A 22,671-nucleotide genomic window follows, 5' to 3' on the forward strand; every position below is an offset into this window, starting at 1 on the left:
GCGATCTCTCTCCGCCGTCATGCCCGGACGCGGTCCGGGCATCCATGGATCGCCGGGTCGAGCCCGGCGATGACGAGAAGAAGAGGATATGGTCCAAAAAGCAAAAGGGGAACGGCGGACCGTTCCCCTTCTTCATAACGCAAGCGTCCGGGAACGGCCTTATTCGGCGGCCTCCGGCAGCGGCTCCACGACCACGAAGGTGCGGCCCTCGGCCTTGTGCTTGAAGGTCACCTTGCCCATCGCGGTGGCGAACAGGGTGTGATCCTTGCCCATGCCGACATTGGTGCCGGGGTAGAACTTGGTGCCGCGCTGACGCACGATGATGTTGCCGGGGATAACCAGCTCGCCACCGAACTTCTTGACGCCGAGCCGCTGACCCGCAGAGTCGCGACCGTTGCGGGACGAACCGCCAGCCTTTTTATGAGCCATTGTCTAGTCTCCTGGTGTCCGCTCGGGCGATCAGCCGGCGGAAATATCGGTGATGCGCAGGATCGTCAGGTCCTGGCGGTGGCCGTTCTTGCGGCGCGAATTCTGGCGGCGGCGCTTCTTGAAGACGATGATCTTCTCGCCACGGGCCTGGGCCACCACGGTGGCCTTCACGCTGGCGCCGGCCACGACCGGGGCGCCGATCTTTTCGCCGACCATCAGCACCTGATCGAGCACGACCTCGGCACCGGCCTCGCCGGCCAGCTTCTCGACGCGGATCACGTCGCCCGAAGCGACCTTGTACTGCTTACCGCCGGTCTGAATGACTGCGAACATGACGATTCTACCTGAGCAAAAGAAATAGTGGCGCGCAAGGTTTGGGCCTAGCGCGAGAGGGCCGAAATATACTCACCCCCGGGGCAGAGTCAACGGCTATCTGAATCGGATTGGCAAGAACCCCGGCTAACCGATTCCGATTGCTAGGAACCGCCTCCGGCCAGCAGTTCCGGCTCGGCGGCGGCACGCCCCGGCAGGCGGGCCAGGATGTCCCGCTTCTCGGATGAACTGGCGGTGGACCACGCCTTGATCTCGGCCCGGGTCCGTTTGCAGCCGATGCACCAGCCGACCCGCTCGTCAATGCGGCAGACGGATTTGCAGGGCGAATCGAAGATGCGGCGCTCTGGTGCGGGCAAGGCCTATCCTTTCGAGGCGGTGGCTCCCCCTCATATTGGTCGCTGGCGGGCCGGCAAAAAGGGGGTATCCTGATCGGGCGCCAAAAGGGGAGGATTTCGCCATGCTGCACGGCAAGGTTCTGGTGGCCCAGGGCGGCGGCCCCACCGCGGTGATCAACCAGTCCATGGTCGGCGCCGTCCTCGAATCGCGCAAGTTCCGCAACGTCGATCTGGTCTACGGCGCCCATCACGGGGTGCGCGGCATCGTCAACGAGGATTTCCTCGACCTGACCCAGGAGACCAGCCACAACCTGGAAATGGTGGCGCAGACCCCGTCCTCGGCCCTGGGCTCGACGCGGGACAAGCCCGATCTCAAGTACTGCCACGAGATCTTCGAGGTGCTGAAGGCTCACGGCATCGCCTACTTCTTTTATATCGGCGGCAACGATTCCTCGGACACCGTGCGCATCGTCTCGGAGGAGGCGCGCAAGGCCGGCTATCCGCTGCGCTGCATCCACATCCCCAAGACCATCGACAACGATCTGGTGCTGAACGACCACACGCCGGGCTTTCCCTCGGCCGCCCGGTTCGTCGCCCAGGCCTTCATGGGGGTCAATCTCGACAACGCGGCGCTCCGGGGCGTCTATCTGGCGGTGGTAATGGGCCGCCATGCCGGGTTCCTGACGGCGGCCTCGGCGTTGGGCAAGAAGTTTCCCGAGGACGGCCCCCACCTTATCTATATCCCCGAGCGCACCTTCCGCGTGGACAGCTTCCTTGCCGACGTGAAGGCGACCTACGAGAGGCATGGCCGCTGCGTGGTCGCCCTCTCGGAGGGAATTCACGACGAGAACGGCGCGCCGATCATCACCAAGCTGGCCAAGGCCACCGAGCAGGACGCCCACGGCAATGTCCAGCTGTCGGGCACCGGAGCGCTGTCCGACCTGCTGTGCGAGGAGGTCAAGGACAAGCTGGGCATCAAGCGGGTGCGCGGCGACACCTTCGGCTATCTGCAGCGCTCGTTCATCGGCTGCGTCTCGGACGTGGACCAGCGCGAAGCCCGCGAGGTGGGCGAGAAGGCGGTGCAGTTCGCCATGTGGGGCGATCAGGACGGCTCGGTGACCATCCAGCGCACCGGCTTCTACTCGGTGGATTATAAATTGCTGCCGCTCGAGGCGGTGGCCGGCAAGACCAGGGTGATGGAAGATCAGTTCATCGCCCCCTCGGGCACCGACGTTACCGACGCCTTCCGCATGTATCTGCGTCCGCTGTTGGGCTCGGGCATGCCCGATGCCTTCCGGCTGCGCCTCAATTCCGTGCCGAGGATTCTGAAGAGGTAGGGGGCGAATCCACAAACTCTTGCCTCTGGCGCGGATTTGGCTATATTGACGCCCAGACACATTCTTGTATTCCCGTCCGACGGGATTGTGAGGGTGGGCCATCGGCCCACTTTTTTCGTTTTTAGGGACCAACGTTAGGTCGCAAGGCGACAGGGTTTATGGATCTTCAAAGCCGTTTGGAGGCCCTGATCGCGCCGTCACTGGACGCCATGGGGTACGAGCTGGTACGGGTGCAGCTGCAGGGAAAGCAGCGGCTCACGCTCCAGATCATGGCGGATCGCAAGGACGGCGTGATGATGGCCGTGGACGATTGTGCCGACATCAGCCGCTCGGTTTCGGCCCTGCTGGATGTGGAGGACCCCATCTCGGCGGCCTATACCCTCGAGGTGAGCTCGCCGGGCATCGACCGTCCGCTGACCCGGGCCAAGGACTTCGTCACCTGGGCGGGGTTCGAGGCCAAGATGGAATCGTGCCAGCCCATCGATGGGCGCAAGCGGTTCCGGGGCAAGCTGCTGGGTCTGGACGAGGCGGGCGCCAATGTGCGCCTCGCCGTCGAGACTGGAGAAGTTGCCATTCCGCTGGCCGACGTTCGCGGCGCCAAACTGGTGCTGACCGACGAACTGATCGCCGCGACCATGAAAGACCAGGAAGAGTGAGGACGAATTAGGACCATGGAACGGATCGCCGCACTTCCCCGCCCCGAACTCCTTCAGGTGGCCGACGCCGTCGCCCGCGACAAGGGCATCGACCGCGACGAGGTTCTCGAAGCCATGGAGCAGGCCATTCAGAAGGCCGGTCGCTCCAAGTACGGCCACGAGCACGACATTCGCGCCCACATCGACCGCAAGACCGGCGAAATCCAGCTGGCCCGCTACATCGAAGTGGTGGAAGAGGTGGAGAACGAGGCCACCCAGTTCACCCTGAAGCAGGCGCTGCGCAAGAAGCCGGACGCCGCCGTGGGCGACTTCCTGGTGGACCCGCTGCCGCCCATCGATTTCGGCCGCATCGCCGCCCAGACCGCCAAGCAGGTCATCGTCCAGAAGGTGCGCGACGCCGAGCGTCAGCGCCAGTTCAACGAATACAAGGATCGCGTCGGCGAGATCAGCAATGGTCTGGTCAAGCGCGTCGAGTTCGGCAACGTTATCGTCGACCTGGGCCGGGCCGAGGCGCTGCTGCGCCGCGACGAGCTGATCCCGCGCGAGACCTTCCGCACCGGCGACCGCGTCCGCGCCTACATCTACGACGTCCGTCAGGAGCCCCGGGGGCCGCAGATCTTCCTGTCGCGCACCCATCCCGTCTTCATGGCCAAGCTGTTCGCCCAGGAAGTGCCGGAAATCTATGACGGCATCATCGAGATCAAGGCGGTGGCCCGTGACCCGGGCTCGCGCGCCAAGATCGCCGTGCTGAGCCACGATTCCTCCATCGACCCGGTCGGCGCCTGCGTCGGCATGCGCGGCTCGCGCGTCCAGGCGGTGGTGGCCGAGCTGCAGGGCGAGAAGATCGACATCATCCAGTGGTCGCCCGACGTCGCCACCTTCGTGGTCAACGGTCTGGCTCCCGCCGAGGTCACCAAGGTGGTGCTGGACGAGGAAGCCGGCCGCATCGAGGTGGTGGTGCCCGACGACCAGCTGTCGCTGGCCATCGGCCGTCGCGGCCAGAACGTGCGTCTGGCCAGCCAGCTGACCCAGTGGAACATCGACATCCTCACCGAGGCCGAGGAATCCGAGCGCCGCACCGAGGAATTCCGTTCGCGCTCCAATATGTTCATCCAGGCCCTGGACGTCGACGACGTCATCGCCCATCTGCTGGTGACCGAGGGCTTCTCGTCGGTGGAGGAGGTGGCCTACGTGCCGGCCGAGGACATCGCCGACATCGAGGGCTTCGACGAGAACGTCGCCGAGGAACTGCAGACCCGCGCCCGCAACTTCCTGGCCGAGCAGGACGAGCGCTACGACCAGATGCGCAAGGACATGGGCGTCGCCGACGAGATGGCCGCCATCGAGGGGCTGGCCCCCTCCATGCTGGTCAAGCTGGGCGACAAGGGCGTCAAGACCCTGGACGATCTGGGCGATCTGGCCGGTGACGAGCTGATCGACATCCTGGGCAAGGATGCCATGAGCGAGGACGAGGCCAACGCGGTCATCATGGCCGCGCGCGCCCACTGGTTCGAGGAAGGCAAGTAAGGGGGGCGGCATGGCCGATTCCCCCGATTTGGAAGAGGAAGAAGAGGTCGGGCCCGAGCGCCGGTGTATCGTCACCGGCCAGGTCCGGCCCAAGTCGGAATTGCTGCGGTTCGCCGTGGCGCCCGATGGTACGCTGTTTCCGGACCTCGGCCATGACCTCCCCGGACGGGGAATCTGGTTGAGCGCCAGCCGGGATGTGGTAAATACGGCCGTGGCCAAGCGGTCCTTCGCCCGGGCGGCCCGCCGTCAGGTCGCCGTTCCCGAGGAACTGGCCGACCGGATCGAAGCGCTTTTGGCGCGCCGTTGCCTGGATATTCTGGGTCTGGCGCGCCGCGCCGGCCAGGCGGTCTGTGGGTTCGAAAAGGTGTGCGCCGAGATCAAATCCCGCCGCGCCGCCTTGGTTCTTGGGGCCAGGGACGCCGCCCGCGACGGGCGCGCCAAGGTCCAGGCGATGGCGCCCGGTGTGCCGGTGATCGAGCTTTTCGACGGCGCCGAGTTGGGCACTGTTTTTGGCCGCGATGCGGCCGTTCATGTCTGCGTGTCCCCGGGCAGGCTGGCGCAGCGTCTCAAGGATGACGCGGCGTTGCTTGCCGGTTTTCGCGGATGATTTTTTGCAGAAGAGACGAAGTCGTACATGAGCGATTCCCAGGATCAAGACCGTAAGGCCCCGCTGAAGCTGACCCAGCCGGGTAAGCTGGAGCTGAAGAAGACCGTCGAGACCGGCCAGGTCCGGCAGAGCTTCTCCCATGGGCGATCCAAGGTGGTGACCGTCGAGGTCCGCAAGAAGCGCACCTTCTCCAGCGCCGGCGGCGCCATGCACGAGATCAAGGACGGCGTCCACTCCGTCGCCGAGGCCGATCTCGCCGCCGCCGTGGCCAAGGTGGAGGCCGCGACCCGCGCCGCCAGCGTCCATGACCTGACCAACAACGAAAAGGCCGCCCGCGCCAAGGCGCTGCAGGATGCTCTCCGCCACGAGGAAGAGCTCCGCGCCCGCGCCGAGGAAGAGGCCATCCGCCACGCCGCCGAGGAAGAGGCCGCCCGCGCCGCCGAGGAGGAGGCCGCCCGCCTCGCCGAGGAAGAGGCCGCCCGCCGCGCCGCCGAGCCCCAGCCCGAATCCGAGGCCGAKSCCGWGGCCCCCGCCGCTTCGGCCCCGGCCGCCCCGGCTCCCGCCGCCGCTGTTGCGCCCGCCTCCGCTCCCGCTCCCGTCGCCGCCGCTCCGGTTGCCAAGCCGGTTGCCGCCGCCGATGCTCCCGCCGCTCCGCGCGCCCGCACCGAGGAAGAGGAAGAGGAAGAGGAGCGCGCCAAGAAGCGTGCCGCCGCCCACAAGCCCGCTCCGGTCAAGCGCACCGAACCGCGCCGCCGTACCGGCAAGCTGACCATCACCGATGCGCTGACCGACGACGACCGCTCCGAGCGCGGCCGGTCGCTTGCCGCCGTCAAGCGCGCCCGCGAGCGTGAGCGCCTCAAGCACATGCAGAAGGGCTCGGAAAAGGTCATCCGCGAGGTGATCGTGCCCGAGAGCATCACGGTGCAGGAGCTGGCCAACCGCATGGCGGTGCGCGGCGCCGACGTGATCAAGTGCCTGATGCGCCTGGGCGTGATGGCCACCATCAACCAGAACATCGACGCCGATACCGCCGAGCTGGTGGTCACCGAGTTCGGCCACAACATGAAGCGCGTGTCCGAGGCCGACGTCCTGGTCGGTCTGGAGGGCGAGGCAGACACCGACGAGGTGCTGGTGTCGCGTCCGCCGGTGGTCACCGTCATGGGCCACGTCGATCACGGCAAGACCTCGCTCTTGGACGCGCTGCGCGCCACCGACGTGGTGTCGGGCGAGGCCGGCGGCATCACCCAGCACATCGGCGCCTATCAGGTGACCATGAGCTCGGGCGACAAGATCACCTTCATCGACACTCCCGGCCACGAAGCCTTCACCGCCATGCGCGCCCGTGGCGCCAAGGTGACCGACATCGTGGTGCTGGTGGTGGCCGCCGACGACGGCATCATGCCGCAGACGGTGGAAGCCATCCGCCACGCCAAGGCCGCCGGCGTGCCGATCATCGTCGCCATCAACAAGATCGACAAGCCGGGCGCCAGCCCGGAAAAGGTCCGCCAGGAGCTGTTGCAGCATGAACTGGTGACCGAGGAACTGGGCGGCGACGTGCTGGCCATCGAGGTTTCCGCCAAGAAGCGCATGAACCTCGAGAAGCTGGAGGAAGCCATCCTGCTTCAGGCCGAAATCCTCGACCTCAAGGCCAACCCGACCCGCGCCGCCCAAGGCGTGGTGGTCGAGGCCAAGATGGAAAAGGGCCGTGGCTCGGTGGCTACCGTTCTGGTGCAGAAGGGTACGCTCAAGGTCGGCGACGTGTTCGTGGCCGGTGCCGAATGGGGCCGCGTCCGCGCCCTGGTGGACGATCACGGCAATTCCATCAAGGAAGCCGGTCCCTCCGCCCCGGTCGAGGTTCTGGGCCTGCAGGGCACTCCTGCCGCTGGTGACGATTTCGTCACCGTCGAGGACGAGGCCCGTGCCCGCGAGATCGCCGGCTACCGTCAGCGCATGGACCGCGAGGCCAAGGCCAAGCTGGCCCAGCGCGGTACGCTGGAGCAGATGTTCTCGGCCATCAAGTCGGGCGAGGCTCAGGAACTGCCCGTCGTCATCAAGGGCGACGTGCAGGGCTCCATCGAGGCCATCTCCTCCACTCTCGAGAAGATGGGCAACGAAAACGTCAAGGTGCGCATCCTGCATGCCGCCGTCGGCGCCATCAACGAATCGGACATCACCCTGGCCAAGGCCTCCAACGGCCTGCTCATCGGCTTCAACGTCCGCGCCAATCCCCAGGCCCGCGACATGGCCCGGCGCGACGGTGTCGATATCCGCTACTACTCGATCATCTACGACGTCACCGACGATCTGAAGAAGATGCTGTCGGGCATGCTGGCGCCGGAGCTGCGCGAGCGCTTCCTGGGCTACGCGTCCATCCGCGAAGTGTTCAACATCACCAAGGTCGGCAAGGTCGCGGGCTGCATGATCACCGAGGGTATCGTCAAGCGCGGTTCCAAGGTGCGCCTGCTGCGCGACAACGTGGTCATCCACACCGGCGACCTCGCCCAGCTCAAGCGCTTCAAGGAAGACGTCAAGGAAGTGCGCGAGAGCTACGAGTGCGGCATGTCCTTCACCAATTATGAAGACATCCGGGTCGGCGACGTCATCGAGTGCTTCGAGATCGAGGAGATCGCGGTCACCCTTTAAGGGGGTGATCGTGTCTCTCGCGGCGGAGTCTTTGCCATGAGCCGGGGTGCCAAGCCACCGTCCCAGCGCCAGCTTCGCGTCGGCGAGGAACTGCGCCACGCCATCGCCATGGTGATCGAGCGTGGCGAGTTCCGCGACCCCGACCTTCAGGGCCGCGCCATCACCGTCACCGAGGTCCGGGTCAGCCCCGATCTGCGCAACGCCACCGTCTTCGTGGTGCCGCTGGGTGGCGGCGACGTGGCCCCCATTCTGGCGGGTCTGAAGCGCGCCAAGGCCTTCCTGCGCCACGAAATCTCCCGCATGGTCGAACTGCGCGCCGTGCCGGATTTGTGGTTCCAGGAGGATACCACCTTCGATACCGCGTCGCGCATCGACACCATCCTCAATTCGCCGGAAGTCCGCCGCGACATCGACCACGCTTCGGCGGCCGAGGACGATTTCCCGTCCGACGAGGACGACGGGCAGTAATCGGGATCGCTGGCGCGAGCGGGCAGCCGCCCGCACCCGTGCGGAAGCGCAGCTTCCGCACCATCAGTTTTCCTATCAGGATCAGGGATGCGCGAAGGGATGAATCCCTTTGCCTCTTAAGAACGGCGGGAGTTCAATCAGAACCCCCCTTTCAGTCATGGCCGGGCTCGACCCGGCCATCCACGTGGAGCCGTTTGGCACGATACCAGGAGGAGATGCGTGGATGCCCGGAACAAGTCCGGGCATGACGAGAGTGGGCGCCAAAACAAAACGGCGGCCCCTTTCGGGACCGCCGCTCTGTTTGATCGCCCGAGGGATCAGGCGTTCAGCTTGTCCAACTCGCGGACCACGGCTTCGCCCATGACGGTGGTCGAGACCTTGGCCTTGCCGGGCTGCATGATGTCGGCGGTGCGCAGGCCGCCCTTCAGGACGTTCTTGACGGCGGTCTCGATCAGGTCGGCCTCGGCGGCCATGTCGAACGAGTAGCGCAGGCACATGGCGAACGACATGATGGTGGCCAGCGGGTTGGCCATGTCCTTGCCGGCGATGTCGGGGGCCGAGCCGTGGACGGGCTCGTAGAGGGCCTTGCGGCGGCCCTGGGCGTCGGCTTCACCCAGCGAGGCCGACGGCAGCATGCCCAGCGAGCCGGTCAGCATGGCAGCGCAATCGGACAGGATGTCGCCGAACATGTTCTCGGTGACCATGACGTCGAACTGCTTGGGGTTGCGCACCAGCTGCATGGCGGCGTTGTCCACGTACATGTGGGTGAGCTCCACGTCGGGGAACTCCTCCTTCTGCAGCTTGATCATCTCTTCGCGCCACAGCACGGTGCATTCCAGCACGTTGGCCTTGTCCACCGAGCAGACCCGCTTGTTGCGCTTGCGGGCCAGATCGAAGGCGACGCGGCCGATACGCTGGATTTCCGGGGTGGTGTAGACCAGGGTGTTGTAGCCCTTGCGGGTGCCGTCGGGCAGGGTCTCGATGCCGCGCGGCTGGCCGAAATACAGGCCGCCGGTCAGCTCGCGCAGGATCATGATGTCCAGGCCCGAGACCACTTCGTTCTTCAAGGTCGAGGCGTCGGCCAGGGCTTCCAGCACGGTGGCGGGACGCAGGTTGGCGAACAGGCCCATTTCCTTGCGGATCTTCAGCAGGCCGCGCTCGGGCTTGACGTCGAAGGGCAGGTCGTCCCACTTGGGGCCGCCCACGGCGCCCAGCAGCACGGCGTCGGCGGCCATGGCGGCGGCCAGGGTCTCGTCGGACAGGGGCGTCCCGTGCACGTCGTAGGAGGAGCCGCCGATCAGGCCTTCGGTGATCTCGAACTCGATCTTCCGCTTGCGGGCCATCCAGTCGATGATCCGGCGAACCTGAGCCATCACTTCGACGCCGATACCGTCACCGGGAAGGATCAAAAGCTTCTTGGCGGCCATACTAGTCTCCGAGAGTAAAATATAGCGAACGGATGCCTGCCTAGCGTCGGGGCGAGGTCCCGTCAAGCAACGGAAAGATACGAAATCCTGCGGCTACAGCCAGGGCGTGGAGGTCTTGCGGGTTTCTTCAAACGCCGCGATCTTTTCCTCGCGCTGGAGCGTCAAACCGATGTCGTCCAGGCCGTTCAGCAGGCAATGCTTGCGGAAGGGGTCGACCTCGAAGCTGATGGAGCCGCCGTCGGGACCGGTGATGACCTGCTTGGCCAGATCGACGGTGACGATGGCGTTGGAGCCGCGCGAGGCGTCATCCAGCAGCTTGTCCACCTGCTCCTGCGGCAAGGTGATCGGCAGGATGCCGTTCTTGAAGCAGTTGTTGAAGAAGATGTCGGCGAAGCTGGGCGCGATGACGCAGCGGATGCCGAAATCGCCGATGGCCCAAGGCGCATGCTCGCGCGACGAGCCGCAGCCGAAATTGGCGCCGGATACCAGGATCTTGGCCGAGCGGTAGGCCGGCTTGTTCAGCACGAAGTCGGGGACTTCCTTGCCGTCCTGGGTGTAGCGCATCTCGTCGAACAGGTTCTTGCCCAGACCGGTGCGCTTGATGGTCTTCAGGAACTGCTTGGGGATGATCATGTCGGTGTCGACGTTGATCATGGGCAGCGGCGCGGCGACGCCGGTGAGGGTGGTGAACTTTTCCATGTCCGTTTCCCTTACAGCGAGCGAACGTCGGTGAGCTTGCCGGTGATGGCGGCGGCGGCGGCCATGGCGGGGCTGACCAGATGGGTGCGGCCGCCGCGGCCCTGACGGCCCTCGAAATTGCGGTTGGAGGTCGAGGCCGAGCGCTGGCCGGGCTTCAACTGGTCGGCATTCATGGCCAGACACATGGAGCAGCCGGGCTCGCGCCATTCGGCGCCCGCCTCGAGGAACACCTTGTCCAGGCCTTCGGCTTCCGCCTGCTCCTTGACCAGGCCCGAGCCGGGAACCACCAGCACCTGCACGCCCTTGGCGACCTTGCGGCCCTTGAACACCTCGGCGGCGGCGCGGAAGTCCTCGATGCGGCCGTTGGTGCACGAGCCGATGAACACCACGTCGATGGCGATGTCGGTGGCCTTCTGGCCGGCGGCCAGACCCATGTAGTCGAGCGAGCGTTCGACGGCCTTGCGCTTGGCCTCGTCCTTGATGTCGGCCGGGTTGGGCACCGTGCCGGTGATCGGAATGACGTCCTCGGGGCTGGTGCCCCAGGTGATCTGCGGCACCAGGGTGGAGGCGTCCAGGGTCACCTCGGCGTCGAACTTGGCGCCCTCGTCGGTGAACAGGGTCTTCCAGTAGGACACGGCGGCCTCGAAGGCGGCGCCCTTGGGGGCGCGCGGCTTGCCGGCGATGTAGGCGAAGGTCTTGTCGTCGGGGGCGATCAGGCCGGCGCGGGCGCCCGCCTCGATGGTCATGTTGCAGACCGTCATGCGGCCTTCCATGGACAGGTCGCGGATGGCCTCGCCGGCGAATTCCACCACGTAGCCGGTGCCGCCGGCCGTGCCGATCTTGCCGATGATGGCCAGCACGATGTCCTTGGCGGTCACGCCCGGACCGGGCTTGCCGGTCACGGTGATGCGCATGTTCTTGGCCGGCTTCTGCACCAGGGTCTGGGTGGCCAGCACGTGCTCCACCTCGGAGGTGCCGATGCCGAAGGCCAGGGAGCCGAAGGCGCCGTGGGTGGCGGTGTGGGAATCACCGCAGACGATGGTGGTACCGGGCAGGGTGAAGCCCTGCTCGGGGCCGACGATGTGGACCACGCCCTGGCGGATGTCGTCCATGGCATAGTATTCCACGCCGAACTTCCGGGCGTTGGCTTCCAGGGTCTCGACCTGAATCCGGCTCTCCTCGTTCTCGATGCCCTTGGAGCGGTCGGTGGTCGGAACATTGTGGTCGGCGACGGCGAGCGTCAGTTCGGGATGGCGCACCTTGCGGCCCGACATCTCCAGGCCCTCGAAGGCCTGCGGGCTGGTGACCTCGTGGACCATGTGGCGGTCGATGTAGATCAGGCAGGTACCGTCGTCCTGGACGTCCACCAGGTGGGCGTCCCAGATCTTGTCGAACAGCGTGCGGGGCTTGGCCATGTCGAATCCCTAGAATGAAGCAGCACCAAGGCGGCCTGATATCTCGGGACGCGAACGCCCCTTAAGCTCAAGAGGCCGCACCAACCAGTCAAACATCCGGTCCCCGAACAGCCTCCTTCCCGACGGGAAGGAGGCTGATGCGAGGGCAGGAACCAAGGAACCGAAAGAAGAGACTACTCTTCCTTGGCGGCGGCGACCTTGGCGGCCTTGACGGCGGCGGCGTCGGCGCGCTCGGCGGCGGCCACCTTGCCGGAATGGCCGGTGGTCTGCTCGGCGATACGGGCCGACTTACCGCGACGGTCGCGCAGGTAGTACAGCTTGGCCCGACGCACGTCGCCGCGGCGCACCACCTCGATGGAGGCGATGTTGGGCGAGTACAGCGGGAAGATACGCTCGACGCCTTCGCCGTAGCTGATCTTGCGGACCACGAAGGAAGAATTCAGGCCGTCGTTCTTGCGGGCGATGCAGACGCCCTCATAGGCCTGGACGCGCTCGCGATTGCCTTCGATCACCTTGACGTTGACCTTCAGCGTGTCGCCCGGAGCGAAGCTGGGAACGCCGCGGTCGGCGGTCAGCTTCTCGATCTGCTCCTTTTCGAGCTGCTCAATGATGTTAACCATGGCTCAACCCTCACTCACGTTCTTGGCCGCGACGTACCGATCCCACAGATCGGGCCGGCGCTGCCGGGTTATGTCCTCTGCCTGGCGCTTCCGCCAGGCGCGTATCTTTTCGTGGTGACCGGAAAGCAGAACCTCCGGCACCGTTCGCCCGTCCCATACCTGGGGGCGGGTATAATGGGGATATTCAAGCAATCCCCATTCGAAGCTCTCTTCCGCCAGCGATTCCTCCTTCCCGATCACGCCGGGAAGCAGGCGGACGATGGCGTCCAACATCACCAGTGCCGCCGGCTCGCCGCCCGAAAGGACGAAGTCGCCGGCACTGACCTCGAGCGCCCCGTGGGCTTCCAGCAAACGCTGGTCAACCCCTTCGAAACGCCCGCACAGAACCCTCACACCCGGCCCCGCCGCCAGCTCGCGAACCAGTTCCTGGTTCAACAGCCGGCCGCGCGGCGTCATGTACACCAACGGCCCCGGCGCCGGTGCGCCTCGGATGGCGGCGTCCAGTACGTCGGGACGCATCACCATTCCGGCTCCGCCGCCGAAGGGCGAGTCGTCCACCGACCGGTGCCGGTCCGTGGCAAAGCCCCGGATATCCACCGTGTCGAGAGCCCACTTGCCCTCCTCCAGCGCCCGGCCTGCCAAAGACAGGCCCAGAGGCCCCGGAAACATCTCTGGGAAGATGGTGAGCAGCGTCGCCCGCCAGGGCTCCTTATGCTCCACCACTCTTCTCCTCGTTCTCGTCGGGCGCGTAGACCGGCGGAACCACCACCAGCCGACCGCCCGCAATATCCACTTCCGGCACCGAGGCCTGGGTGAAGGGCACCATCATGTCGCCTTTCGGCTCCAGCCTGATGTCCAGCACGTCACCGGCCCCGTAATCGGCCACCGCTTTCACGATGCCCAACCTCTTGCCGTCGACCCCTTCCGCCACCAGCCCGATCAGATCGGAGTAGAGGAACTCGTCCTCGGCCAATCTGGGCAGGCGCTCGCGGGCAACCCATAACTCGGTGCCCTTCAGCGCCTCGGCGGCGTCGCGGTCCGTCACCCCGTCCAGCGTGGCGATGACAAGGCCCTTGACCTCGCCCGTCACCTTCAGCCGGAACTTGACGCTGCCCGCCTCGTTCTCCACCGGGGAATAATAGCCGATATCGGCCGGCTCCTCGGTGAAGCTCTTGATGCGGACCGCGCCCCGGACCCCATGGACGCCGGCAATCACGCCGACGCGGACACGAGGTCCCATGGGTGGTTACTCGCCCGCGGTTTCGGCGGCGGCGGCCGCGTCGCGCTCGGCCTGGTCCTTGGCGCGCTGCTGCGCCTTGGCCTTGGGCTGGGGCTGCTTGGTCTGCTCGGCCCGCACGGGCTTGGCGACCAGACCCTTGTCGGCGAAGAAGCGGACCAGACGGTCGGTCGGCTGGGCGCCGACGGACAGCCAATGCTTCACGCGGTCCTCGTCGAGGATCCAACGCTGGCCGTTGTCGTTCGGCAGCATGGGGTTGTAGGTGCCCACCTTCTCGATGAAGCGGCCGTCACGCGGCGCGCGGGCGTCGGCGACAACGATCTTGTAGAACGGACGCTTCTTGGCGCCGCCGCGGGAGAGACGAATCTTCAGAGCCATTCTTAGGTCTTCCTCTGTTCGAAACCGAATAACCTTTGGACGCCGGTCAGCGCCCGAACTTCATACCGGGCGGCAGCAGGCCGCCGATGCCATGTCGCATCAGCCCCTTCTGACCCAGCTTGCCGACCTTCTTCATCATGTCGGCCATCTGCTGATACTGCTTGAGCAGCTTGTTGACGTCCTGGACCTCGACCCCGGCGCCCGCGGCGATGCGCTTCTTGCGCGACGCCTTGATCAGGTCGGGGTTGCGGCGCTCGGCCTTGGTCATGGACGTGATGATCGCTTCCTGACGGGCGACCATCTTGTTGTCGATATTGGCGTCCTTCAGCGCGCCGGCCATCTTGCCGATGCCGGGCAGCATGCCGAGGATGCCCTTCAGGTCACCCATCTTGCGCACCTGGGCGAACTGCTTGCGCATGTCGTCCAGGTCGAACTTGCCCTTCTCCATGCGCTTGGCAAGGCGTTCGGCTTCTTCCTGGTCCAGGGTCTCCATGGCCTTCTCGACCAGGCCGACCACGTCGCCCATGCCGAGAATGCGCCCGGCGATACGATCCGGGTGGAAGACCTCCAGCGCGTCGAGCTTTTCGCCGGCGCCCAGGAACTTGATGGGCCGCCCGGTGATGGCGCGCATGGACAGCGCCGCGCCGCCACGGGCGTCGCCGTCGATACGGGTGAGAACGATGCCGGTGACACCGACCTTCTCGTTGAATTCGCGCGCCAGGGTGACGGCGTCCTGGCCGGTCATGGCGTCGGTGACCAGCAGGGTTTCGGTGGGCTGGGTGGCGTCGCGCACGGCGGCGACCTCGGCCATCAGCTTCTGGTCGATGTGCAGCCGGCCGGCGGTATCCAGGATGACGACGTCATAGCCTTCCTTGCGGCCGACATCGACGGCCCGCTTGGAGATGGCCACCGGCATCTCGCCCATGACGATGGGCAGGCTGCCCACTTCGGCCTGTCCGGCCAGAATCTGCAATTGCTGCTGCGCGGCGGGACGGTAGACGTCCAGCGAGGCCAGCAGGACCTTCTTCTTCTCTTTCTTGAGCTTCAGCGCGATCTTGGCCGAAGTGGTGGTCTTGCCCGACCCCTGAAGGCCGACCATCAGGACGACGACGGGGGGAACCGCGTTGAGGTTGAGCTCGGTGCCCTTGGTGCCCAGGGTGGCGATCAGCTCGTCATGGACGATCTTCACCACCATCTGGCCGGGGGTGACCGACTTGATCACCTCGGCGCCGACGGCACGGGCCTTGACCCGGCCGATGAATTCCTTGACCACGGAGAGCGCGACGTCGGCCTCGAGCAGGGCGACGCGAACCTCGCGCAGGGCCTCGGTGACGTCGGCTTCCGACAGGGCGCCACGGCCCGTCAGCTTCTCGAACACCTTACCCAGTCTTGAGCTCAAGCTCTCGAACATGACCCGTCCATAAACGATTACACGCCGGTGCGCGAAACTCGCGGACCAGCGGGCCTCCTCGGAGGCGGTGATCTCCAGAAATCTGAAGAGGATGGGGTTCTAGTCCGTTGCGGCGAAAGAGTCAACAGGAGAGCACTCCTTGCCCATAGGAGTGCTCTCCGTTCCTTAGGCCCGCTCGGGCTTACCCTTGCGGTGGCCGTCCTTCTTGCCCTTCCAGGGCGTCTTCGGTCCGATCGGCTTGACTCCGGCGGGGGGCCTGGGGCGGTCGTCGGCGCGGGCACCGGCACCGGTGGCGGGTTCGGCGGCATGCTCGGCCAGACGCTCGATGCGCACCTCGGCCTTTTCGATCTGGCGCAGCGCGATGGCGAAGCGGTCGGCGTGGGCGGCGTCGATCTCGAAGCGGGTCTCGCGCTCGAAGATGCGGATGGCGCCGATCTCGGCCTTGGTGACCTTGCCCTGGCGGCAGATCATGGGGATCAGCCAGCGCGGGTCGGCATTCTTTTGCCGGCCGATATTCATGCGGAACCACACGGAGCCGCCGGGCAGGCCGGGGCCCTTGCCTTCGCGCGGCGGGCGGGGTTCGCGTTCGCGATGCTCCCGGGGCTCGCGCGATGGCGAGCCGGGGCCGGGATCGAACACTTCCTCGGCGGCCGGCAGGTGCGAGCGGTACATGCGCACCAGGGCGGCGGCGATGTCCTCGGGCGAGCGCTCGGCCAGCAGCGCCTTGGCCATGGCCAGATCGTCCTCGGTGTTTTCCTCGGCCAGCAGCGGGCTGGTCAGCAGGCGCTCCTGATCCAGCTTGCGGATATCCTCGACCGAGGGGGCGCCGCTCCAGATGGCCTGGACGCCGGCGGTCTGCAGCAGCATGTCCGCCTTGCGGCGCCGCGACAGCAGGACGAGGAGGACGCTGACCCCCTTCTTGCCGGCGCGGCCGGTGCGGCCCGATCGGTGTTGCAGGGTCTGGGCGTTCTGGGGCAGTTCGGCATGGATCACCAGCCCGAGATTGGGCAGGTCGATGCCGCGCGCCGCCACGTCGGTGGCGACGCAGACACGGGCGCGGCCATCCCTGAGGGCTTGCAGCGCGTTGTTGCGCTCGTTCTGGCCCAGTTCGCCCGACAGGGCCACGGCGGCGAAACCGCGCTCCAGCAGGATGGCCTGGAGATGGCGCACCGAATCGCGCGTGTTGCAGAACACCATGGCGGTGGGCGATTCGAAATAGCGCAGCAGGTTGACCACCGCGTGCTCGATCTCGTTGGGGGCCACCCGCACGGCGCGGTACTCGATGTCGGCATGGCCCTGCTGCCCGGCCGAGACGGCGATGCGCCAGGCGTTGCGCTGATAGCGCTTGGCCATGGTGACGATGCCGTGGGGCAGGGTGGCGGAGAACAGCAGGGTGCGGCGCTCCTGGGGCGTGGCCTCCAGGATGAATTCCAGGTCCTCGCGGAAGCCGAGATCGAGCATCTCGTCGGCCTCGTCCAGCACCACCGCCTTGAGGCGGTTGATGCGCAGGCCGCCGCGCTCGAGGTGGTCGCGCAGGCGTCCGGGCGTTCCCACCACGATATGGGCGCCCTGGCCCAGCATGCGCTGTTCGGTCCGGGGGTCCATGCCGCCGACACAGGACACCACGCGGGCGCCGGCATGCTCGTACAGCCAGGTCAGCTCGCGGTGGACCTGCAGCGCCAGCTCACGGGTGGGGGCGACGATCAGGGCCAGCGGCTCGGCCGCCGGCTCCAGCATGAAGGCGTCGCCCAAGAGCGTGTTGGCGATGGCCAGGCCATAGGCGACGGTCTTGCCGGAACCGGTCTGCGCCGAGACCAGCAGATCGCGATCCATGGCGCCCGGCTCGAGGACGGCCTCCTGAACGGCGGTGGGATCGGTGTAGTCGCGCTCGGTCAGGGCTCGGAGCAGCGGATGGCCCGCGGGAAAGAATTCCATGGAGAGGTGGGTGCTTTCTTCATAAGTAGGGGGATGCCCGGCCTGGATGGGGGCTGTCCCAGGCTTTCCGCCAACGCGCGGGAAGCGACGCGGTGAGATATCACGTTTCCCATCTCCGTCGCCAAGAATATCGATCTGTTCGCCGGACAGCCCAGCCGTGCGCCAGCGAGGGAAGGGGCTCAGGAACCCGACCGGTATGGCCGGAAGCGGAGAGTATTCGCTATTAGTAGTTGCTTTGATATAACAATGGCGTAGCAGGCCGACCTTCACCAAAACTTCAGACTCTGTCCGTGATAGTACACCGTTAGCCCAGTGTGATTTGCATGAGGGGGGAGGGTTGTCCGCTCGGACGGGATTTCGAAGCGCGGTCCTGGGAGTCAGCGCGGCGGCGTTGCTGTCGGCGTGTTCGGTCATGCCCGAGGATTTGGCCGAGATCCGCCAGGATATCACCCGTCACGCCGAAGCCCTGCCGCAGGAGGTGCTGAAGCGGCCGCTGACGGTGGAGGACGCCATGGCCCTGGCCGTCGCCCACAACCTCGATGCCCGCGTCAAGGTGCTCGAAGAGGTGCTGGCCGCCGGCAAGGCCGACCTGTCGCTGTTCGCCATGCTGCCCGAACTGGCGGCCAAGGGAAACTGGTCCAAGCGCAATCCGAAGAAGCTGACCACCTCCAAGGATATCGGCACCGGCACCATCAGCAATGATTACAGCACCGCCGAGGACAGGGTCAGCCGCACCGGCGATCTTACCGCCTCGTGGAACCTGGTGGATTTCGGCATCGCCATGGTGCGCGCCGACCAGGAAGAGGACAAGATGGTCCTGGCGGCGGAAAAGCGCCGCCGTGCCCAGCACCTGCTGCTTCAGGACGTTCAGGCCGCCTATTGGAAGGCGGTGATCAACGAATTCGCCAACCGCAAATACGCCTCGTTGGAGGAACGGCTGGTCAAGTCGGTGGAGGATGCCGAGATCGCCGAGCGCACCAAGGTGGGCGATCCCATGCAGATGCTGGGGCACCAGCGCGCCATCGTCGACACCATGCGCCAGATCGCCGAATTGCAGCGCCAGACCTCGACCGCCAAGGCCGATCTGGCCGGCTATATGGGAGTGCCGTCGGCCAACTCCTTCGAACTGGCCGAGCTGAAGGACGATTCCTTCCTGTCGGTGGAGGACCCGGAACAGGGCGTCGAGGCCATGGAGGCCACCGCTCTCGCCAACCGCCCGGAGCTGAAAAGCGAGGAGGTGCAGTTTCGCATCGACCGCAACGACATCCGCACCGAACTGCTGAAGACCCTGCCGGGCATCGGCCCGTTCATGGGCGGCCATTACGATTCCAATTCCTTCGTCAAGTACAACGCCTGGGCCGACGCCGGTACCCACATGGCCTGGAACCTGATCGACATCCTGAATGCCCCCAGGCGCATCGGCAACGCCCAGACCGTCGCCGAGACGACGCGGGCCCGCCGCCTTGCCATGGGCATGGCGGTGCTGACCCAGGTGCATGTGGCCGACATCCAGTATCGTCACGCGCTCAAGGAATACCGCCTGACCGAGCAGATGGCCGCCATCGACCGGCGTATCTCCGGTCTGGCCGCCAAGTCCAAGCAGGCCGGCAGCGGCAGCGCCATGGAGGCCATCAAGGCCGAGGCCTCGGGCATGCTGTCCACGCTGCGCCGCTTCATCCTTTATTCCGATCTGCAGGGCGCCAAGGCCCGCCTCAAGGCGGCCCAGGGCATCGATCACGTGCCGCCGTCCGAGACCTTCACCGATACTCCGCCGCCGGAGGCCACGGCCGATGCTGCCCCTCCGACCGGTTGAGCTGGAAGGGCTGGACGACAAGGCCCGGGCCGTTTCCGCCTGTCTGCGCGCCATGGGCCACGCGGTGGCGGCGACGGCGCTCAAGGATTCCTACGGCATGGCGACCGCCGACGCCGCCGAGGCGCCGTGGATCACCGCCCTGGCCCGCTACGGCTTCGCCGCCCATGTGGAGGACAGCGTCAATCCCGCCAAGCTGGCCGCCGATCTGTTTCCCTGCGTGGTTCTCGGACCGGGCGAGCCCCGCGCCCTGGTGATGGCCCCCGCCGAGGGCCAGCCGTCCCGCATGCTGTTCATCCGGCCGCGCCTGGACCGCGAGGCGTCGGCTGTGCCCACCTCGTGGCCCGCCCTGCTGGCGTCCTGGAAACCCATGGTGGTGCGGGCCGGGCTGGCCGGCATGCTGGCCAACATGCTGGCGCTGGCCGCTCCCATCTTCTCGGCCCAGGTCTACGACCGGGTGCTGCCCCACGGCCTGCTCGATTCACTGGCGGTGATGGTGCTGATGTTCCTGGGCGCCTCGCTGTTCGAGCAGGTGTTCCGGCGGTTGCGCGCCCTGTTCGTCGAGGATGCGCTGCACGAGGGCAATATCCGCCTCGCCATGGACATGCATCGCCGCATCCTGGAGACCCGCTTCGACGGGGCTTCGGCGCCCAGCGGCCATCTGATGCGGCTGCTGCAGGATTTCGACGCCATCCGCGACGGATTGGGGGCGGCGGCGGTGTCGCTGCTGGCCGATCTGCCGTTCATGCTGCTGTTCCTGTTCGGGCTGTTCCTGTGCGACCCGGTGATCGCCCTGGCCGTGCTGGGACTGAACCTGCTGGTGTCGCTGGGCACCCTGCTGGCCATCCACCGCCAGAAGCTGCTCTACAAGGAACTGTCGGGCGCCGCCACCCACCGGGCCCAGGCGGCGCAGGAATCCTTCTCGGACCCCGAGACGGTGCGGCGCGTCGGCGCCAGCGCCTATCTCCAGGCCCGTTTCCGCCACGGGACCGCCCTTTACGCCGCCACGGCGCGGGCCATCCGCACCCTGTCGGCGGCGCGCGGCAACATCTCCATGCTGGCCCAGAACATGGCGCTGCTGCTGGCCGTCGGGCTGGGAGCCTGGCGGGCCGTCGAGGGCGGCATGAGCGCCGGCGTGATCCTGGCCGCCACCATGCTCGCCACCCGCTTCACCGGTGCCGCCATGCAGATGGTGTCGGTGGTGCCCCAGACCCTGTCGGCCATCGCCTCGCTGGAGGCGCTGCGCACCGTCACCGGGCGGCCTACCGAGCGGCCGGCCGGCTCGTCGCTCATCCACCGGCCGGTGTCGCGCGGCGGCCTGATCATCGAGGCGGTCACCGCCGGCTATCCCGGCGCCTTCAATCCGGCGCTGGACGGCATCTCGCTGGAATTGGAGGCCGGTGGCCGGATGGCGGTGATCGGGCCGTCGGGCTCGGGCAAGACCACCTTGGAAAAGGTGCTGTCGGGCATCATCCGTCCCGTCTCGGGCCGCGTGCTGCTGGACGGTGTCGACATCGCCCTGATCGACCCCGCCGACCTGCGCCGTCACACGGCGGTGTGTCCGCAGACGCCGCCGCTCTATTCCGGCACGCTGCGCAACAACCTGTGCTTCGACGGTCTGGTCTCGGACGAGCAGATGGTCGCCATGATGAACACCCTGGGGGCGGGCGGCATCATGCCCATGGGCATGGGGCTGGACTTCCAGGTGGTGGAGGGCGGCCGCAACCTGTCGGGCGGCCAGCGCCAGATCGTCGCCCTGGCCCGTACCCTGCTGCGCAACGCTGCGGTGACCATCCTGGACGAGCCCACCGCCTTCCTGGACGAGGTGTCCGAGAAGCGGGCCATCGCCGGCATCCATCAGGCGGTGGGCAACCGCTCCCTGGTGGTCATCTCCCATCGCCCGGCGGTGGTGGCCCTGGCCTCCAAGGTGGCGAGGCTGGACCGCGGGAAGCTGCTGGAGGTGACGCGCCGCGCCCCCGCTCCGGCCCAGGGAGGAGCCTGAGATGGCCTCCGATCCCATGGATTCGTTCCGCTCGCCCATCCACGGCATCGCGCCCAGGCTGACGCCGCCGTCGGCCTCGTGGCTGCTGGTGTGGTCGGCCCTGGCCTTCGCCACGCTGGTCGGCGCCTCGGCGGTGCTGGAGATCGAGGAGGTGGTGACCGCCCCGGCCCGCGTCGAGCCCTCGAGCCAGGTGCGCCATGTGCAACATTTCGAGGGCGGCACCATCTCGGAAGTGATGGTCCACGAAGGCACCCTGGTGGCCGAGGGCGATGTGCTGGTCCGTCTGATCAACAGCCAGGGCGCCGGCGATCTGGCCGACAAGCGGGCCCATTGGTCCGCCTATCAGGCCCGCGCCGCGCGGCTGCGCGCCGACCTGGACGGGATCGTCGACATCAAATGGCCGCGCGACGTGGAGATCGATGCCGAGACGCGGAAACGCGAAACCGCCATTCATGCCGAGCGCCTGGGCCACCGCGCCCAGCAGGCCACGGTGATCACGCGCGAGATCGAGCGCCGCCGCCGCGAGGTGGTGGAAAGCGAGACCAAATTCACCGGCCTTACCCGCGCCCAGGCCAAGGGCGTCGAGGAGATGCGCATCAAGAAGAAGGCCTATGATTCCGGGGTGGTGGGCAACCAGGAGATCGTCAAGCTGGAGCGCGAGCAGCTGATGCTCGACACCGATGTGTCGACGACGCGGGACTCCATCTCGCGGCTCAAGGCCCAGATGAGCGAGGCCGAGGCCCGCCTCTCCGAGTTCGAGAAGGGCTGGCGGGCCGGGGTGCTGGACGAGATCGGCAAGGTGGAAGCCGAACTGGCGGCGCTGAAGGCCACCATGGAGGTGGCCAACGACCGGGAATCGCGCAGCGAGATCCGTTCGCCGGTGCGTGGCATCGTCAAGATGAGCGCCATTGCCAGCGTCGGGCAGGTGGCCCGGCCCGGCGATACCTTGATGGATATCGTTCCCGTCGACGACGCCCTGGTGGTCGAGGCCAAGGTGCCGCCCCAGGACATCGGCCATCTGCGCCCCGGCCTCAACGCCTCGGTGCGCCTGTCGGCCTACGACCAGTTCCGCTTCGGCTCCCTGCCGGGCCGGGTGGTAATGGTCGGTGCCGATTCCTTCGAGGAAACCAAGGGTCCGACCACCATCACCTATTACAAGGTGCAGATTCACGCCGATCGGGCCGAACTGCTGGACGGCAAGGGCGTGGCCTGGCCGGTGCGCTCGGGCATGGCGGGAACCGCCTCCATCGTCATCGGCGGAAAATCCATCTTACGTATGGTTTTGGACCCGCTGCTGCGCAACGACATGATTTTTTCATTGAATTCGTTCAAGCTGAATTGGCCGGTGCGGGCCGATGCCCCCAGAACGAAGGGCGAGGCGCCGTGATGACCGGCCAGAGGG

At 66.6% G+C, this 22,671-nt stretch carries 21 protein-coding genes; 9 read left to right on the forward strand and 12 right to left on the reverse strand.

The annotated features are described in order from the left end of the window. Window positions 1–159: 159 nt before the first annotated feature. The 3 genes from rpmA to CP958_RS19635 all read right to left on the reverse strand — a co-directional run bounded on the left by rpmA (window position 160) and on the right by CP958_RS19635 (window position 1,118). Window positions 160–429, reverse strand: a complete 270-nt coding sequence (rpmA, locus tag CP958_RS19625; RefSeq protein ID WP_096703884.1) for a 50S ribosomal protein L27 — start codon at window positions 427–429, stop codon at window positions 160–162. 30 nt (window positions 430–459) lie between these two features. Next, complete coding sequence (gene rplU, locus CP958_RS19630; protein ID WP_068428581.1) at window positions 460–762, reverse strand: 50S ribosomal protein L21; 303 nt, start codon at window positions 760–762, stop codon at window positions 460–462. A gap of 143 nt (window positions 763–905) precedes the next feature. Then, window positions 906–1,118: a DUF1289 domain-containing protein gene (locus CP958_RS19635; RefSeq protein ID WP_197706431.1), complete on the reverse strand. Its 213-nt coding sequence runs from the start codon at window positions 1,116–1,118 to the stop codon at window positions 906–908. A gap of 101 nt (window positions 1,119–1,219) precedes the next feature. Here CP958_RS19635 and CP958_RS19640 point away from each other — a divergent pair, with 101 nt between their 5' ends. The 6 genes from CP958_RS19640 (at window position 1,220) to rbfA (ending at window position 8,335) form a co-directional block, all read left to right on the forward strand. Beyond that, window positions 1,220–2,434, forward strand: coding sequence for a 6-phosphofructokinase (locus tag CP958_RS19640; protein ID WP_096703885.1), 1,215 nt, complete (start codon window positions 1,220–1,222; stop codon window positions 2,432–2,434). 158 nt (window positions 2,435–2,592) lie between these two features. Next, window positions 2,593–3,090, forward strand: coding sequence for a ribosome maturation factor RimP (gene rimP, locus CP958_RS19645; RefSeq protein ID WP_096703886.1), 498 nt, complete (start codon window positions 2,593–2,595; stop codon window positions 3,088–3,090). Window positions 3,091–3,105: 15 nt separating this feature from the next. Continuing rightward, a complete protein-coding gene (nusA, locus tag CP958_RS19650) occupies window positions 3,106–4,617 on the forward strand; it encodes a transcription termination factor NusA (RefSeq protein WP_096703887.1) in 1,512 nt (503 codons plus the stop codon). A 10-nt stretch (window positions 4,618–4,627) separates the two neighbouring features. After that, window positions 4,628–5,224 (forward strand): RNA-binding protein, encoded by a 597-nt coding sequence (locus CP958_RS19655; RefSeq protein WP_096703888.1) that lies wholly within the window; start codon window positions 4,628–4,630, stop codon window positions 5,222–5,224. 27 nt (window positions 5,225–5,251) lie between these two features. Next, on the forward strand, window positions 5,252–7,867 hold the full coding sequence (gene infB, locus CP958_RS19660) for a translation initiation factor IF-2 (RefSeq protein ID WP_096703889.1): 2,616 nt from the start codon (window positions 5,252–5,254) through the stop codon (window positions 7,865–7,867). A gap of 36 nt (window positions 7,868–7,903) precedes the next feature. Beyond that, on the forward strand, window positions 7,904–8,335 hold the full coding sequence (gene rbfA, locus CP958_RS19665) for a 30S ribosome-binding factor RbfA (protein WP_096703890.1): 432 nt from the start codon (window positions 7,904–7,906) through the stop codon (window positions 8,333–8,335). A gap of 317 nt (window positions 8,336–8,652) precedes the next feature. Here the strand turns inward: rbfA and leuB are convergent, their stop codons facing one another. The 9 genes from leuB to CP958_RS19710 all read right to left on the reverse strand — a co-directional run bounded on the left by leuB (window position 8,653) and on the right by CP958_RS19710 (window position 17,457). Then, on the reverse strand, window positions 8,653–9,762 hold the full coding sequence (gene leuB / locus CP958_RS19670) for a 3-isopropylmalate dehydrogenase (RefSeq protein WP_096703891.1): 1,110 nt from the start codon (window positions 9,760–9,762) through the stop codon (window positions 8,653–8,655). A 93-nt stretch (window positions 9,763–9,855) separates the two neighbouring features. Further along, window positions 9,856–10,461: a 3-isopropylmalate dehydratase small subunit gene (leuD, locus tag CP958_RS19675; RefSeq protein ID WP_096703892.1), complete on the reverse strand. Its 606-nt coding sequence runs from the start codon at window positions 10,459–10,461 to the stop codon at window positions 9,856–9,858. Window positions 10,462–10,472: 11 nt separating this feature from the next. After that, entirely contained in the window at window positions 10,473–11,876 is a 1,404-nt protein-coding gene (leuC, locus tag CP958_RS19680; RefSeq protein ID WP_096703893.1) for a 3-isopropylmalate dehydratase large subunit, read from the reverse strand. A 173-nt stretch (window positions 11,877–12,049) separates the two neighbouring features. Beyond that, window positions 12,050–12,496 carry a 50S ribosomal protein L19 gene (gene rplS, locus CP958_RS19685; RefSeq protein ID WP_008615877.1) on the reverse strand — a complete coding sequence of 149 codons (447 nt, stop codon included), beginning with the start codon at window positions 12,494–12,496 and terminating at the stop codon, window positions 12,050–12,052. Between the two features lie 3 nt (window positions 12,497–12,499). Beyond that, window positions 12,500–13,216: a tRNA (guanosine(37)-N1)-methyltransferase TrmD gene (gene trmD / locus CP958_RS19690; RefSeq protein WP_096704199.1), complete on the reverse strand. Its 717-nt coding sequence runs from the start codon at window positions 13,214–13,216 to the stop codon at window positions 12,500–12,502. Beyond that, entirely contained in the window at window positions 13,206–13,736 is a 531-nt protein-coding gene (gene rimM / locus CP958_RS19695) for a ribosome maturation factor RimM (RefSeq protein ID WP_096703894.1), read from the reverse strand. The genes trmD and rimM overlap by 11 nt, the downstream gene beginning before the upstream one ends. Window positions 13,737–13,742: 6 nt before the next feature. Beyond that, window positions 13,743–14,111: a 30S ribosomal protein S16 gene (gene rpsP / locus CP958_RS19700; RefSeq protein ID WP_096703895.1), complete on the reverse strand. Its 369-nt coding sequence runs from the start codon at window positions 14,109–14,111 to the stop codon at window positions 13,743–13,745. A gap of 46 nt (window positions 14,112–14,157) precedes the next feature. Beyond that, the gene (gene ffh / locus CP958_RS19705; RefSeq protein WP_096703896.1) at window positions 14,158–15,522 is read right to left on the reverse strand and encodes a signal recognition particle protein; all 1,365 of its coding nucleotides are present in this window, start codon (window positions 15,520–15,522) and stop codon (window positions 14,158–14,160) included. Window positions 15,523–15,687: 165 nt separating this feature from the next. Continuing rightward, the gene (locus CP958_RS19710; protein WP_096703897.1) at window positions 15,688–17,457 is read right to left on the reverse strand and encodes a DEAD/DEAH box helicase; all 1,770 of its coding nucleotides are present in this window, start codon (window positions 17,455–17,457) and stop codon (window positions 15,688–15,690) included. A 337-nt stretch (window positions 17,458–17,794) separates the two neighbouring features. Between CP958_RS19710 and CP958_RS19715 the strand changes: the two genes are divergently transcribed. From CP958_RS19715 to CP958_RS19725, 3 genes are read left to right on the forward strand one after another with little or no spacing between them, the layout of a single operon-like run. After that, a complete protein-coding gene (locus CP958_RS19715; protein WP_242443008.1) occupies window positions 17,795–19,270 on the forward strand; it encodes a TolC family protein in 1,476 nt (491 codons plus the stop codon). Further along, window positions 19,248–21,269 carry an ATP-binding cassette domain-containing protein gene (locus CP958_RS19720; RefSeq protein ID WP_096703899.1) on the forward strand — a complete coding sequence of 674 codons (2,022 nt, stop codon included), beginning with the start codon at window positions 19,248–19,250 and terminating at the stop codon, window positions 21,267–21,269. Before CP958_RS19715 ends, CP958_RS19720 begins: the two co-directional genes overlap by 23 nt. A 1-nt stretch (window position 21,270) precedes the next feature. Further along, entirely contained in the window at window positions 21,271–22,656 is a 1,386-nt protein-coding gene (locus CP958_RS19725; protein ID WP_096703900.1) for an HlyD family type I secretion periplasmic adaptor subunit, read from the forward strand. Window positions 22,657–22,671 lie beyond the last annotated feature (15 nt).

This window comes from Magnetospirillum sp. 15-1, assembly GCF_900184795.1.
Lineage (GTDB): Bacteria > Pseudomonadota > Alphaproteobacteria > Rhodospirillales > Magnetospirillaceae > Phaeospirillum.

What these genes read in the sequence shown, in the direction of transcription:
- nusA (WP_096703887.1), top strand. Translation starts at nt 3,106, where the DNA reads ATGGAACGGATCGCCGCACTTCCCCGCCCCGAACTCCTTCAGGTGGCC.
- rimP (WP_096703886.1), top strand. Translation starts at nt 2,593, where the DNA reads ATGGATCTTCAAAGCCGTTTGGAGGCCCTGATCGCGCCGTCACTGGAC.
- leuD (WP_096703892.1), bottom strand. Translation starts at nt 10,461, where the DNA reads ATGGAAAAGTTCACCACCCTCACCGGCGTCGCCGCGCCGCTGCCCATG.
- rbfA (WP_096703890.1), top strand. Translation starts at nt 7,904, where the DNA reads ATGAGCCGGGGTGCCAAGCCACCGTCCCAGCGCCAGCTTCGCGTCGGC.
- rimM (WP_096703894.1), bottom strand. Translation starts at nt 13,736, where the DNA reads ATGGGACCTCGTGTCCGCGTCGGCGTGATTGCCGGCGTCCATGGGGTC.
- rplU (WP_068428581.1), bottom strand. Translation starts at nt 762, where the DNA reads ATGTTCGCAGTCATTCAGACCGGCGGTAAGCAGTACAAGGTCGCTTCG.
- leuC (WP_096703893.1), bottom strand. Translation starts at nt 11,876, where the DNA reads ATGGCCAAGCCCCGCACGCTGTTCGACAAGATCTGGGACGCCCACCTG.
- rpmA (WP_096703884.1), bottom strand. Translation starts at nt 429, where the DNA reads ATGGCTCATAAAAAGGCTGGCGGTTCGTCCCGCAACGGTCGCGACTCT.
- CP958_RS19710 (WP_096703897.1), bottom strand. Translation starts at nt 17,457, where the DNA reads ATGGAATTCTTTCCCGCGGGCCATCCGCTGCTCCGAGCCCTGACCGAG.
- rpsP (WP_096703895.1), bottom strand. Translation starts at nt 14,111, where the DNA reads ATGGCTCTGAAGATTCGTCTCTCCCGCGGCGGCGCCAAGAAGCGTCCG.
- CP958_RS19725 (WP_096703900.1), top strand. Translation starts at nt 21,271, where the DNA reads ATGGCCTCCGATCCCATGGATTCGTTCCGCTCGCCCATCCACGGCATC.
- CP958_RS19655 (WP_096703888.1), top strand. Translation starts at nt 4,628, where the DNA reads ATGGCCGATTCCCCCGATTTGGAAGAGGAAGAAGAGGTCGGGCCCGAG.
- ffh (WP_096703896.1), bottom strand. Translation starts at nt 15,522, where the DNA reads ATGTTCGAGAGCTTGAGCTCAAGACTGGGTAAGGTGTTCGAGAAGCTG.
- rplS (WP_008615877.1), bottom strand. Translation starts at nt 12,496, where the DNA reads ATGGTTAACATCATTGAGCAGCTCGAAAAGGAGCAGATCGAGAAGCTG.
- CP958_RS19720 (WP_096703899.1), top strand. Translation starts at nt 19,248, where the DNA reads ATGCTGCCCCTCCGACCGGTTGAGCTGGAAGGGCTGGACGACAAGGCC.
- CP958_RS19640 (WP_096703885.1), top strand. Translation starts at nt 1,220, where the DNA reads ATGCTGCACGGCAAGGTTCTGGTGGCCCAGGGCGGCGGCCCCACCGCG.
- leuB (WP_096703891.1), bottom strand. Translation starts at nt 9,762, where the DNA reads ATGGCCGCCAAGAAGCTTTTGATCCTTCCCGGTGACGGTATCGGCGTC.